The following is a 12,215-nucleotide window of genomic DNA, read 5'->3' on the forward strand; positions in this document are numbered from 1 at the left end:
ACGAACGAGCATCCGCGTCGCAGTCGCAGGCGCGCCCCGTGGGGCAGACCTGTGCGATCGCGGTCGCGCGCTCAGAAGAGGGCTCAGGCCTCCTCGGCGGTCTCCTCCTCGGCGGCGGCGTCCTCATCCTCGTCGGTGCCGCGCGGCGTGCTGACCGCGACCACGAGGGCCTCGGCGTCGGTGACGAGCTCGGCACCCTCGGGGAGGGCCACGTCGCCCGCGTGGAACTGACGGCCGTCCTCGGCGCCCTCGACGTCGATCTCGAGGGACTCCGGCACGTTCAGGGCGTCCACGGAGACGGTCAGGGACTGCAGGTCGAACACGGCGATCGCCGGGGAGACGGGCTCGCCGACGATGAGGACGGGGATGTCGACCTCGACCTTCTCGCCGCGGCGGACGATGATGAGGTCCAGGTGAGCCAGCGAGCGCTTGAGCGGGTGGCGCTGGATCTCCTTGATGAGGGCGAGGTGCGAGGTGCCGTCGGGCAGCTCGAGCTCGAGCAGGGCGTTGGCGTTGCGGGCGGCCAGGGCGGTCTCGTGGCCCGGCAGCACCAGATGCAGCGACTCGGTGCCGTGGCCGTACAGGACGGCGGGGACCTTGGCGGCGGCGCGGATGCGGCGGGCGGCGCCCTTGCCGAACTCTTCGCGCAGCTCGACGTTCAGCTTCTCAGCCATGGGATTCTCCTCGGAGACGGATGCGGGGGCGAGGACCGCCGCCACGGCATCCGGATGCGCAGGGCGCCTCGAGGAACCGCACCGCGTCGATCACGGAGGAGGCATGGAGCCCCTCCCTCGCCGAAGTGACCTCGCGACATTAGCACGGGCTTCCGGGCCTCCGAAGCGGAGGTGACCGGCGTCGCGGCGGCGATCGTCGCCCGCGCCTCCCGCCCACACCTTCCTTCCGAGCCCGCCGTCCGCGCATCCGAATGCGACGCCGGAGACGTCGACGACGGGCCGGAGAACCGGAATGCGACAGATTCTGCGACCCCCGCGCAGACCGTGGCCCGCATTCCGAGATCGATGACCTTGGTCCTGGAATCCGCTGGTCATACCCGCCTACCGTTGTTCTTGTCAGAAAGACCAGCGATCACCCGGATCGCCTCTCCCGGAAGGGCAGCCGTCATGGCCACCGCAACCCCCGCTCCCACCGCCTCCTCCACTGCTGCGAGCACCCCCGATGCTCCCCGCGCCTGGGGCTTCACCGCTCTCGGCGTCGTCCGGATCCTCGTCGGGTTCTATTTCCTGTGGGCATTCTTCGACAAGCTGCTCGGACTCGGATTCTCCACTCCTTCCGAGCGGGCCTGGATCAACGGCGGCTCCCCGACTGCCGGATTCCTCGGCGGTTCCATCGAGGGCGGCAATCCCTTCGCGGGCCTCTGGGAGTTCTGGCTGTCGCTGAATCCCTTCACGAACATCCTGTTCATGGCCGGCCTGTTCGGCATCGGCATCGCGATGCTCCTCGGCATCGGTCAGCGCATCGGCGCCATCTCCGGCGCGGTCCTGTACCTGATGATGTATCTGGCCGCGTTCCCGATGACCACCAACCCGATCATGGACGACCACGTCATCATGGCCGTGCTGCTCATCGCGATCCTCGGCCTCGGCGCCGGCGACCACGTCGGGCTGGGCAAGCCGTGGCGCAAGCTGGTCGGCGAGAAGGCCCCCTACCTCATCTGAGGTCGGGGCCGGTCGCCCCAGCACGGCGGCCGACCGCACCGGGATCGCTCGCACGGCCCGGTCCGGCACCGGATGCAGAAGGAGCCCGCAGCCTCGAGGCTGCGGGCTCCTTCGTGCTCATCCGCCGCGTCCGGGTCGCGATGCTCCTGCACCCCGTGCGCGGCCGACGGACCGCCGACGGCCGTCGGTTCGACGTCGGATCGATGATCCGGCTCAGACCTCGCCGTCGAAGAGGCTCGTGACCGAGCCGTCGTCGAAGACCGCGCGGATCGCGCGGGCGAGCAGCGGGGCGATCGAGAGCTGCGTGAGCTCCTCGAACTGCTTGTCCTCCGGGATCGGCAGGGTGTTGGTGCAGACGACCTCGCGGACGCCCGAGGCGCGCAGACGCTCCGCCGCCGGATCCGAGAGGATCGGATGCGTGGTCGCCACGACCACGGAGGCCGCGCCGTTGGAGCGCAGAGCATCGATCGCCTGCACGATGGTGCCAGCGGTGTCGATCATGTCGTCGACGAGGACGCAGGTCTTCCCCGCGACCTCTCCAATGACGCGCTTGGCCACCGCCTGGTTGGGGCGGCTCCTGTCGCGGGACTTGTGGATGAAGGCGAGGTCGGCGCCGCCGAGCTTCTTGGCCCACTGCTCGGCCACGCGGATGCGGCCCGCATCCGGGGAGACCACGGTGATGTCCTCGTCGCCGTACTTCTCGGCCACATAGGTCGCGAGGATCGGCAGGGCCATCAGGTGGTCGACGGGCTTGGCGAAGTAGCCCTGGACCTGCGGGGCGTGCAGATCCACCGAGATCATCCGGTCGACGCCGGCGGTCTCGTACAGGTCCGCCATCAGGCGGGCCGAGATCGGCTCGCGGCCGCGATGCTTCTTGTCCTGCCGGGCGTAGGGGAAGCTCGGCGCGATCGCCGTGATGCGCTTGGCCGACGCGCGCTTGAGCGCGTCGATCATGATCAGGTGCTCCATCACCCAGGTGTTGATGGGCGCCGGATGCGACTGGAGGACGAAGACGTCCGCACCGCGCACGGACTCGCCGTAGCGCACGTAGATCTCGCCGTTGGCGAAGTCCCAGGCGTCCATCGGGAGGACCTCGACCCCGAGCTCCTCCCCGACCTCCTGGGCGAGGACCGGATGGGCCCGACCCGAGGCCAGGACCAGCCGCTTCTCCCCCGTGGTGACGATTCCGCTCATCGTTGCTGGTTCTCCTCGCTGTGCTCGGCGCTGTCCGCCCCGGTGCTGCCTGCGTCGTCGGCGGTGCCGAGGGCGGCGCGAGCGGCCTCGTCGGCCGCGGTCCCCGCACGGCGGCGCAGGGTCCATCCTTCCACGTTCCGCTGGGTCACGGCGTTGACGGCCAGCGCCCCGGCCGGGACGTCCTTGCGCACGACGGTGCCGGCACCGGTCGCGGCGCCGTCCCCGATCGTCACGGGCGCGACCAGCACGCTGTCGGAGCCGACGCGCACATGCTTGCCGACGGTGGTGCGGTGCTTGTCCACGCCGTCGTAGTTGGCGAAGATCGTGGCGGCGCCGATGTTCGTGCCCTCGCCGATCTCGGCATCGCCCACGTAGCTCAGGTGCGGCACCTTCGCGCCGGCGCCGATCCGCGCGTTCTTGGTCTCGACGAATCCGCCGATCTTGCCCCCGGCGCCCAGATCGGTGCCGGCTCGCAGGTAGGAGAACGGGCCGACGTTCGCCCCTGCCCCGACGACGGCGAGCACGGCGTGCGAGCGGACGACCTCGGCGCCCTCGCCGACCTCCGTGTCCCGCAGGGTGGTGTCGGGGCCGATCACGGCCTCCGCGCCGATGTCGGTCGCGCCGTAGAGCTGCGCGCCGGGCAGCAGGATCGCGTCCTGGCCGATCACGACGTCGGCGTCGACCCAGGTGGTGGCCGGGTCCACGACGGTGACGCCGGAGCGCATGTGGCGCTCGAGGATGCGGCGGTTCATCTCCGCGCCCAGCTGCGCGAGCTGCACGCGGTCGTTGACGCCCTCGACCATCAGCGCATCGTCGGTGACGACGGCGCGCACGACGCGGCCGTCCTCGCGGGCGATCGCCAGGACGTCGGTGAGGTACATCTCGCCCTGCGCGTTGTCGGTGCCGATGCGGCCGAGCGCATCGCGCAGCACCGCGAGATCGAAGGCGTAGATGCCCGAGTTGATCTCGTCGATCGCGAGCTGCTCCTCGGTGGCATCCTTGTGCTCGACGATGCCGAGCACCTCGGACCCGTCGGCGCTGCGGAGGATGCGGCCGTAGCCGGTCGGATCCTCGACGCGGGCGGAGAGGACCGTCGCGGCGGCGCCGTTCTCCTCGTGCTCCGCCACCAGGCGGCGCAGGGCGGCGGGCTCCAGCAGCGGCACATCGCCGTAGGTCACCAGCACGGTGCCCTCGGTCGCCGCCACCTTCTCGAGCCCGCACTGGACGGCGCGGCCGGTGCCGGGGATCTCGTCCTGATCGGCGACGGCGACCTCGGGGGCATGATCCGTCAGGTGCGCGGCGACGCGCTCGCGCTCATGGCGGAGGACCACCACGAGCTCGGCGGGTCCCGTCCCCTCGGCGGCGGTGACGGCGTGGATCAGGAGGGATCGGCCCCCGATCTCGTGCAGGACCTTCGGGGTGCGGGACTTCATGCGCGTCCCTGCGCCGGCGGCCAGTACGACGACAGCGGCGGGTGCGGGCGATTCCACGTCGGCAGCTCCTCGGTTTCGACGGTGGTGTGCTGCGGCTCCGCGGGCGCGGAGTCGTTCCGCCATCAGGACTCGAACCTGAAACTTCAGAACCAAAATCTGAGGTGTTGCCGATTACACCATGGCGGACCGCGTCCCGTGCTCGGGACGGCGGGGATTCCCCGGATATCCAGGGCTCGCGCCGCCCCGGACCGGCATCCGGGGGACCCGGAGCAGGCCGGGACGCGGGCCGATCCTATCGCCGCGGGTCCCGTCGGACCGCACCGGAGGGGCGCGTCGGGCCGCTGTGCGAGACTTCGCTCATGGCGAAGGACGGCACTCCCCGAGCGCGGACGGCCGCTCGGGCGACCAGGATGACAGGCCGCGAGCGGCGCGAGCAGCTGGTGGTGATCGGGCGGCGGCTGTTCGCCGAGAAGGGATTCGACGCCGCGAGCGTCGAGGAGATCGCCGCCCGCGCGAAGGTGTCCAAGCCCATCGTCTACGAGCACTTCGGCGGCAAGGAGGGGCTCTACGCCGTGGTCGTCGACCGCGAGGTCTCCACCCTCCTCGCCTCGCTCGAGCGCTCGCTGCAGGACCAGCGCGCGCATCCGCGGGTCCTCATGGAGCGCGCCGCGATGGCGTTCCTCTCCTATATCGACGAGAACGAGGACGGCTTCCGGATCCTCGTGCGCGACTCCCCCGTCAGCCAGAGCGGCGGCACCTTCTCCTCGCTGCTGACCGACGTCGCCGGGCGGGTGGAGGACATCCTCGCCGCCCAGCTGAAGCTGCGCTCGTACCCCACCCGCGACGCCCCGATGTATGCGCAGATGCTGGTCGGCATGGTCGCCTACACCGGCCAGTGGTGGCTCGAGACCCGGCGTCCGTCCAAGGAGGTGGTGGCCGCCGGGATGGTGAACCTGTCATGGTTCGGCCTCTCGGCGATCGAGAGGAAGCCCGTGCTGCGGGGCATCGCTCCGTCCTGAGCCCCCGTCGACCTCGCCGCGGGCGCCCCGCCCCGTTCGCCTAGAATCTGCTCCATGCCCCCCGCGTCCGCCGACCCCCGCCCTCTCGACGAGGTCGACCGCATCATCGACGGCTGGGCGCGGGCCCGCGCCGATCTCGACACCGCGCCCCTCGCGGTGCTCTCGCGCATCTCGCGCCTGTCGCGCTATCTCGAGACCGCGCGCCGCGACGCCTTCTCAGGCGCGGGCCTGGACGGCTGGGAGTTCGACATGCTCTCGGCCCTGCGCCGCAGCGGCGACGCCCTCTCCCCCGGCGCGCTCATGCAGCAGACGCTGGTCACCTCCGGCACCATGACCACGCGCATCGACAAGCTCGTCGCCCGCGGCCTCGTCACCAAGTCCCGCAGCCCGCGCGACGGCCGCGCCGTCGAGGTGCGCCTGCGTCCCGACGGCATCGCCCGGGTCGACGCCGCCATGGAGAGCCTCCTCGCGGCGGAGCGCGAGCTGCTCGCCGGCCTCCCGGCGCAGGGCGCCGCGGAGCTCGCGGCCATCCTCCGCGACCTCCTGCTGACCTTCGAGGCCGACGACCCCGTCCGCGGCTGAAGCCCGCCCTCCCCCTCCCTCCCCGCCCTCATCCGCCCGCACCGTCCCGTCCTTCGGAGGACCCACCCGCATGGCCCACCTGCTCGGCACCCAGTCCCTTCACGTCGCGCTCCCGGATCGCGTGCTGCTGGACGACATCACCCTCGGCATCGACGAGGGCGATCGCATCGGCGTCGTCGGCCGCAACGGCGACGGCAAGTCGACGCTCCTGCGTCTGCTGTCGCGGGTGCAGGAACCCGACTCCGGCCGCGTCACCGTGCGCGGGGACGTGCGCGTCGGCGTGCTCTCCCAGCAGGACACGGCGACGCCCGGGGCGAGCGTCCGCGACCGCGTCGTCGGCGACCGGCCCGAGCACGAGTGGGCGTCGGACGCCCGCATCCGCGATGTGCTCGCGGGCCTCCTCGCCGGCATCGGCCTGGACGAGCAGCTCACGGCGCTCTCCGGCGGGCAGCTGCGGCGCGTCCATCTCGCCGAGCTGCTGGTCGGCGACTGGGACGTGCTGCTGCTGGATGAGCCCACCAACCATCTCGACGTCGAGGGCATCGCGTGGCTCGCCGAGCATCTCGGCCGACGCTGGGGGGCCAAGGACGGCGGGCTCGTCGTCATCACCCACGACCGCTGGTTCCTCGACGCCGTGTGCACGCGGATGTGGGAGGTCCACGACGGCATCGTCGAGCCCTTCGAGGGTGGGTACGCCGCCTACGTCCTGCAGCGGGTCGAGCGCGACCGGCAGGCGGCGGCCGTCGAGGCCAAGCGCCAGAACCTCATGCGCAAGGAGCTCGCCTGGCTGCGCCGCGGCGCCCCCGCCCGCACCTCCAAGCCGAAGTTCCGCATCGACGCCGCCAACGAGCTGATCGCCGACGAGCCCCCGGTCCGCGACACCGTCGAGCTGTCCCAGCTGGCGACCTCCCGCCTCGGACGCGACGTGATCGACATCCTCGACGTCGATGCCGGCTACGGGGAGCGCACCGTCCTGCGCGACGTCACGCTGCACATCGGCCCCGCCGACCGCATCGGCGTGCTCGGACCCAACGGCGCCGGGAAGTCGACCCTGCTGGGCCTGGTCATGGGGACCGTCCTGCCGAGCTCCGGGCGCGTCAAGCGCGGGAAGACCGTGACCGTCCGCCAGGTGTCGCAGCGCCTCGACGGCCTGGCCGAGCACACGGACGAGCGCATCAGCGACATCGTCGGCCGCTACCGCACGACGTTCCGGGCCGGCAAGGACGAGGTCTCCCCCGGGCAGCTGCTCGAGCGCCTCGGGTTCACGACCGCGCATCAGAAGGTCCAGGTCAAGGCGCTCTCCGGCGGGCAGCAGCGACGCCTGGACCTCCTGCTGACGCTGCTGGAGGAGCCCAACATCCTGGTGCTCGACGAGCCCACCAACGACATGGACACCGACATGCTCGCGGCCATGGAGGACCTGCTGGACACCTGGCCCGGGCCGCTCATCGTCGTCTCCCACGACCGCTACCTGCTCGAGCGCGTCACCGACGTCCAGTACGCCGTGCTCGAGGGCCATGTCCGCCATCTGCCCGGCGGGATCGACGAGTACCTGCGGCTGCGGGCCGCATCGCCGTCGGCCGCCGGCGGATCCGCCGGATCGTCGGATCGGGCCTCCGGGGCCGACGGCGCCTCCGGCTCGGGTGCGTCGGGCCCGACGGGCGCCGAGCGCCGGGCCGCGCAGAAGGAGGTCGCCTCCCTCGAGCGCCGGGTCGAGCGCATGCAGCAGAGCATCGACCGCGCCAAGGCGGCGCTCGCGGACCACGATCCCTCCGACTACGCCGGCCTCGCCGAGGAGATGAAGCGCATCTCCGCGCAGGAGGTCGAGCTCGGCGAGCTCGAGGCCCGCTGGTACGAGGCGATGGAGCTCGCGGAGTGAGCTGAGCCGGCCTCGAACCGGCTCGGGCAGGACTCAGGCGAGCTCGAGGACCGTCGCGCCCGGGGCGGAGCCCTTCACGAGATGGCACTGCTCGACGCGCCCGAGGTCCATCAGGTCCTCGGTGAGGGTGAGGCCCTTGGCCTCGTCGCCCACCAGCACGGCGATCGTCGGACCCGATCCGGAGACCATCGCGCCCCAGACCCCGGCGCCGAGCGAGGTCTCGAGCACCGGCTCGAGGCCCGGATGCAGCGCGCACGCCGCGGTCTGCAGGTCGTTGCGCAGCGTCCGCCCCAGCAGCTCGAGGTCGCCGCTGGCGAGGGCCTCGATCTGCCGCGGGTCGATCTGCGGGACGCGCGGGAGCTCCCGGCCGCGGGCGGCGGCGAGCTCGTCGTGGCGCCGGTACACCGCCGGGGTGGACAGATGCCCGCCCGGCACCGCCAGCAGCCAGTACCAGTCCCCGTCGGTGAGGATGCGGGTGAGCTCGGTGCCGGTGCCGCGACCGAGCGCGGTGCGACCGAGCATCGCGAAGGGCACGTCGGCTCCGAGGAGACCGCCGAGCGCGCGCAGCCGCTCCGGCGGGATGCCCAGCTCCCACAGGTGGTTGAGGGCGACGAGCGTCGCCGCGGCGTCGGCCGAGCCCCCGCCCATGCCGCCGGCGACCGGCACCTGCTTGTGGATGTGCAGGGCGGCACCGCGCTCGATCCCGGCGCGCTCCTGGAGGAGGCGCGCCGCCTTCAGCGCGAGGTTGGTGCCGTCGGTGGGGATGTCCCCGGGGACCTCGGAGTCGATCGTCAGGGAGAGCTCGTCGGCGGCGACCGCGGTCACGGTCTCGAACAGGTGCACCGCATGGAAGACGGTCGCGAGCTCGTGGTAGCCGCGCTCGTCGACGGCGCCGACGGCCAGCGACAGGTTGATCTTCCCCGGGGCGCGCACCACCGCGCGGTGCGGGGCGCCGCTCATCGCTCCCCGTCCTCGGCGGCGGAGGCGTCGTCGGCCGCAGGGGCGTCGACGGCGACAGAGTCGACGGCGGGGGCGTCGGCGGCGGCCCGGGCGATCGCCCGGAACTCGTCGATGCCCAGGCGCTCCCCGCGGGCCGACGGGTCGATCCCCGCGGAGCGCAGGATCTCCTCGGCGCGCGCGGGGGTTCCTGCCCAGCTCCCCAGGGCGGCCCGCAGGGTCTTGCGGCGCTGCGCGAAGGCCGCGTCGACGATCGCGAAGACCCGCTCCCGCTCGGCGTCGTCGCCCAGCGGCCGCTCATGGCGGACCAGGCGGACGAGCGCCGAGTCCACGTTGGGCACGGGCCAGAAGATCTGCCGGGAGATCCGGCCGGCATGCTCGACGGTGCCGTACCAGGCGGTCTTCACGCTCGGCGCCCCGTAGGTGCGCGAGCCCGGTCCCGCGGCGAGGCGGTCCACGACCTCCGACTGCACCATCACGAGGGCGGAGCGCAGGGAGGGGAAGCGCTGCAGCGCCGTCAGCAGGATCGGCGTGGCGACGTTGTAGGGCAGGTTCGCGACCAGCGCCGTGGGGGTGCCCGCGCGCGGAAGCTCCGGCAGCTCGGTGACCTGCAGGGCATCGGCGTGGACGAGGCGGAAGCGGTCGTCCTCGACGCCGCGTGCGCGCAGCGTCAGCGGGAGCAGGGCCGCGAGCCCGCGGTCGAGCTCGATCGCCGCGACGTCGGCGCCGGCCTCGAGCAGACCCAGGGTCAGCGATCCGAGTCCGGGGCCGACCTCGAGCACAGCCTGGCCGGGCGCGACGCGGGCGCGCTCGACGATGAGGCGCACGGTGTTGGGGTCCATCACGAAGTTCTGCCCGCGCTGCTTCGAGGGCCGGATGCCAGCGGCCTCGGCGAGCTCGCGGATGTCCCGGGCGGTGAGCAGCATGCCGTCCTCGGCGCTCATGCGGCTGCCCCGATCCGTCCGTAGACCTCGTCGGTGGTGGCGCGCACGGTGCGGCACGCCTCCTCGAGGCCGGTTCCCGTGGTCTCCGCGATCGTGGCCATCGTCAGCGGGATCAGATAGGAGGAGTTGGGGCGCCCGCGGTAGGGCGCGGGGGTGAGGAACGGCGCATCCGTCTCGACGAGGACCCGCCCGAGGCCGACGTCGGCGAGGGCTTCGCGCAGGCCCTGGGAGTTCTTGAACGTGACCGTGCCTGCGAAGGACAGGTAGAAGCCGCGCTCGACGCAGGCGCGCGCGAACTCGACGTCGCCGGAGAAGCAGTGCAGCACGGTGCGCTCGGGAGCGCCGTCGGCGTCGAGGACGTCGAGGACGTCGCGATGCGCATCCCGGTCGTGGATCTGCATCGGCAGGCCGAGCTCCTTGGCGAGCGCGATGTGCGCGCGGAAGGAGACCACCTGGGCGGCGTGCGCCCGCTCGTCGTCGCGGGAGGTGCGGAACCAGTCCAGACCGGTCTCGCCGACGACCACCATGCCGGGCCCCCGCAGCGCGTCGGAGACCTCGGCGATCGCGTCGTCGAGCGGGATCAGGGGGCGGCCCTCATGGTCGGTGCCACGGGCGTGCAGCGCCGCCTCGTTGGGGTGCACGGCGACGCCGCCGCGCAGCTGCGGCGGGCAGTCCGGTGAGGACAGCAGCGCGGAGGTCCAGCGCACCGCCTCGCGATCCGAGCCGATCGTGATCATCGCGTCGATGCCGGCCGCCTGCGCGAGCCGCACGTGGTCGTGGACGTCGAGCCGCTCGTCGCCGTCGGAGAAGTCCAGATGGCAGTGGTTGTCGATCACCGGGAACGGCAGCGGCTCCGGGGCCGGGGGCCAGGAGCGGTCGCGCTTGCGCCCCCGCGGGTCGACGGCGTCGCGATCGCGGACGGGCTCCGGCGCCCCGGACGGGACGGGGGCTCCGGGCTGCGGCGGCGCGCCGGTGGCAGGGCGGCTCTCTGGCGTGGATGACGGCATGGGCCCATCGTAGGAGGATCGAGCCCGGCCCCTCGCCGCACCGCCCCTCCGTCACCCCTCCACCGCCCGACGGTGTCGCACGTCACCTGGACCGATGTCGCGGATTCCGTGGCCCCGTGGCAGTATTGAGTGTCGTCGCGCGCACCTCCGTGCCCCGAGCGCCCCGCCTCTTCTCGAGGAGGGTCCGGGTCGCAGCTCGGTGGTCGGCGCCGACGTCAGTTCATCTCCGGACCGTCAAGGAGCGTTCCCATGGCAGTGCCCAAGTTCAAGATGTCCCGGGGCCGCACCCGGTCCCGCCGCGCGCAGTGGAAGGCGAACAACGCCGACCTGGTCCAGGTGACCGTGCGCGGCCGCACCGCAGCGGTGCCGCGTCGCCTGGCCAAGGCGTACCAGCGCGGCCTGCTGCAGATCGACGACTGAGGTCGTCCATCGGGCCTCGGCCCGCTGATACCCCGGAGAGGGCCCCGACCGTTCGCGGTCGGGGCCCTCTCTGCATCCGGCGCATGCCCCGCACCCTGGCCCCCGGGGCCCGACCGGTGTCCATCGCGCCGGCCCCGAACCCTCCGGCACGGCGCGACGGGACCGCCCGTCCCTTCCGCTCAGCGCTGCCGCTGAGGCCTTCCGCTCAGCCCTTCCGTGCGGCGAGGGCCAGGTCGTAGAGCTCGCGGGAGCTGATGCCGTCAGCGGATGCGGCGACGACCTTGGCCGCATCCTTCAGCCGCTCCCCCGCCTCGGCGCGCACCAGGACGGCGGGGACGAGATCCTCGGCCGACATCCGGCGCCGCTCCGCGCCGGCGACGACGAGGACGACCTCGCCCAGCACCTCGTTCTCCGCCGCATGCGCGGCGAGCTGGGCGAGGGTTCCCCGCAGGACCTGCTCGTAGGTCTTGGTCAGCTCTCGGCACAGCGCCGCCCGGCGATCCGGCCCGAAGGCCTCCGCCATCGCCTCGAGCGTCGCGGCAGTCCGACGAGGGGATTCGAAGAAGACCATGGTCCGCGTCTCCTCGGCGAGCGGCTCGAGCGCCGTGGACCGACGCCCCTCGCGCCGCGGGGGGAAGCCCTCGAAGGTGAAGCGGTCGGGAGCGATCCCCGATGCGGCGAGCGCCGTCAGCACGGCCGACGGGCCGGGGATGACGGTGACCGTGAAGCCCGCGTCGGCGGCGGCGCGGACCGCCCGGAAGCCGGGATCGGAGACGACCGGCATGCCGGCATCCGTCACGATCAGCACCCGCTGCCCCTGCTCGAGCGCATCCAGGAGCCGCCCGGTCCGATCGGCCTCGTTGTGCTCGTGGTACGACATGACGCTCGCGGTCACCTCGACCTCGAGGGCTGCGGCCAGCCGCGCGAGCCGACGGGTGTCCTCCGCGGCGATCAGATCCGCCTCGGCGAGGGCACGCATCAGACGCACGGAGGCGTCCAGCGGATTGCCGATGGGCGTGGCGGCGAGGGTGAGGACTCCGGGTTCGAGCATGCTCCCCATGCTAGGTCCCCGCACGACCGTCCCTCCCGACCGCACCGGGGACC

At 72.6% G+C, this 12,215-nt stretch carries 12 protein-coding genes and 1 tRNA gene; 5 read left to right on the plus strand and 8 right to left on the minus strand.

All coding sequences use genetic code 11. The features are described from left to right. Positions 1-83: 83 nt before the first annotated feature. Complete coding sequence (locus ACXET9_RS00070) at positions 84-674, minus strand: 50S ribosomal protein L25/general stress protein Ctc (protein ID WP_457883710.1); 591 nt, start codon at positions 672-674, stop codon at positions 84-86. A 447-nt stretch (positions 675-1,121) separates the two neighbouring features. Between ACXET9_RS00070 and ACXET9_RS00075 the strand changes: the two genes are divergently transcribed. Then, complete coding sequence (locus ACXET9_RS00075) at positions 1,122-1,676, plus strand: hypothetical protein (RefSeq protein ID WP_457883711.1); 555 nt, start codon at positions 1,122-1,124, stop codon at positions 1,674-1,676. Positions 1,677-1,889: 213 nt separating this feature from the next. Here ACXET9_RS00075 and ACXET9_RS00080 read toward each other — a convergent pair whose 3' ends face one another. From ACXET9_RS00080 to ACXET9_RS00090, 3 genes are all read right to left on the minus strand, one after another. Beyond that, complete coding sequence (locus ACXET9_RS00080; RefSeq protein ID WP_457883713.1) at positions 1,890-2,870, minus strand: ribose-phosphate diphosphokinase; 981 nt, start codon at positions 2,868-2,870, stop codon at positions 1,890-1,892. Then, positions 2,867-4,360 (minus strand): bifunctional UDP-N-acetylglucosamine diphosphorylase/glucosamine-1-phosphate N-acetyltransferase GlmU, encoded by a 1,494-nt coding sequence (gene glmU / locus ACXET9_RS00085; protein ID WP_457883715.1) that lies wholly within the window; start codon positions 4,358-4,360, stop codon positions 2,867-2,869. Before glmU ends, ACXET9_RS00080 begins: the two co-directional genes overlap by 4 nt. 57 nt (positions 4,361-4,417) lie before the next feature. After that, positions 4,418-4,489 (minus strand) — tRNA-Gln (locus ACXET9_RS00090). Between the two features lie 224 nt (positions 4,490-4,713). On the opposite strand from ACXET9_RS00090, the gene ACXET9_RS00095 reads away from it, so the two are divergent. The 3 genes from ACXET9_RS00095 to ACXET9_RS00105 all read left to right on the plus strand — a co-directional run bounded on the left by ACXET9_RS00095 (position 4,714) and on the right by ACXET9_RS00105 (position 7,783). After that, complete coding sequence (locus ACXET9_RS00095; protein WP_457883717.1) at positions 4,714-5,322, plus strand: TetR/AcrR family transcriptional regulator; 609 nt, start codon at positions 4,714-4,716, stop codon at positions 5,320-5,322. Positions 5,323-5,376: 54 nt separating this feature from the next. Beyond that, positions 5,377-5,904 carry a MarR family winged helix-turn-helix transcriptional regulator gene (locus tag ACXET9_RS00100; RefSeq protein ID WP_457883719.1) on the plus strand — a complete coding sequence of 176 codons (528 nt, stop codon included), beginning with the start codon at positions 5,377-5,379 and terminating at the stop codon, positions 5,902-5,904. Between the two features lie 70 nt (positions 5,905-5,974). Further along, a complete protein-coding gene (locus tag ACXET9_RS00105; RefSeq protein WP_457883720.1) occupies positions 5,975-7,783 on the plus strand; it encodes an ABC-F family ATP-binding cassette domain-containing protein in 1,809 nt (602 codons plus the stop codon). Positions 7,784-7,816: 33 nt separating this feature from the next. On the opposite strand, the gene ACXET9_RS00110 is transcribed toward ACXET9_RS00105, so the two are convergent. Genes ACXET9_RS00110 through ACXET9_RS00120 form a run of 3 tightly spaced genes read right to left on the minus strand, consistent with a single transcriptional unit; the run spans position 7,817 to position 10,691 of the window. Beyond that, positions 7,817-8,743, minus strand: coding sequence for a 4-(cytidine 5'-diphospho)-2-C-methyl-D-erythritol kinase (locus ACXET9_RS00110; protein ID WP_457883722.1), 927 nt, complete (start codon positions 8,741-8,743; stop codon positions 7,817-7,819). Beyond that, positions 8,740-9,684: a 16S rRNA (adenine(1518)-N(6)/adenine(1519)-N(6))-dimethyltransferase RsmA gene (gene rsmA, locus ACXET9_RS00115; RefSeq protein WP_457883724.1), complete on the minus strand. Its 945-nt coding sequence runs from the start codon at positions 9,682-9,684 to the stop codon at positions 8,740-8,742. The genes ACXET9_RS00110 and rsmA overlap by 4 nt, the downstream gene beginning before the upstream one ends. Beyond that, positions 9,681-10,691: a TatD family hydrolase gene (locus ACXET9_RS00120; protein ID WP_457883726.1), complete on the minus strand. Its 1,011-nt coding sequence runs from the start codon at positions 10,689-10,691 to the stop codon at positions 9,681-9,683. The genes rsmA and ACXET9_RS00120 overlap by 4 nt, the downstream gene beginning before the upstream one ends. A gap of 249 nt (positions 10,692-10,940) precedes the next feature. Between ACXET9_RS00120 and rpmF the strand changes: the two genes are divergently transcribed. Further along, positions 10,941-11,111: a 50S ribosomal protein L32 gene (rpmF, locus tag ACXET9_RS00125; RefSeq protein WP_457883728.1), complete on the plus strand. Its 171-nt coding sequence runs from the start codon at positions 10,941-10,943 to the stop codon at positions 11,109-11,111. Between the two features lie 205 nt (positions 11,112-11,316). On the opposite strand, the gene rsmI is transcribed toward rpmF, so the two are convergent. Next, positions 11,317-12,171 carry a 16S rRNA (cytidine(1402)-2'-O)-methyltransferase gene (gene rsmI / locus ACXET9_RS00130; protein WP_457883730.1) on the minus strand — a complete coding sequence of 285 codons (855 nt, stop codon included), beginning with the start codon at positions 12,169-12,171 and terminating at the stop codon, positions 11,317-11,319. Positions 12,172-12,215 lie beyond the last annotated feature (44 nt).

It is taken from the genome of Brachybacterium netajii (SeqCode) (assembly GCF_054114245.1).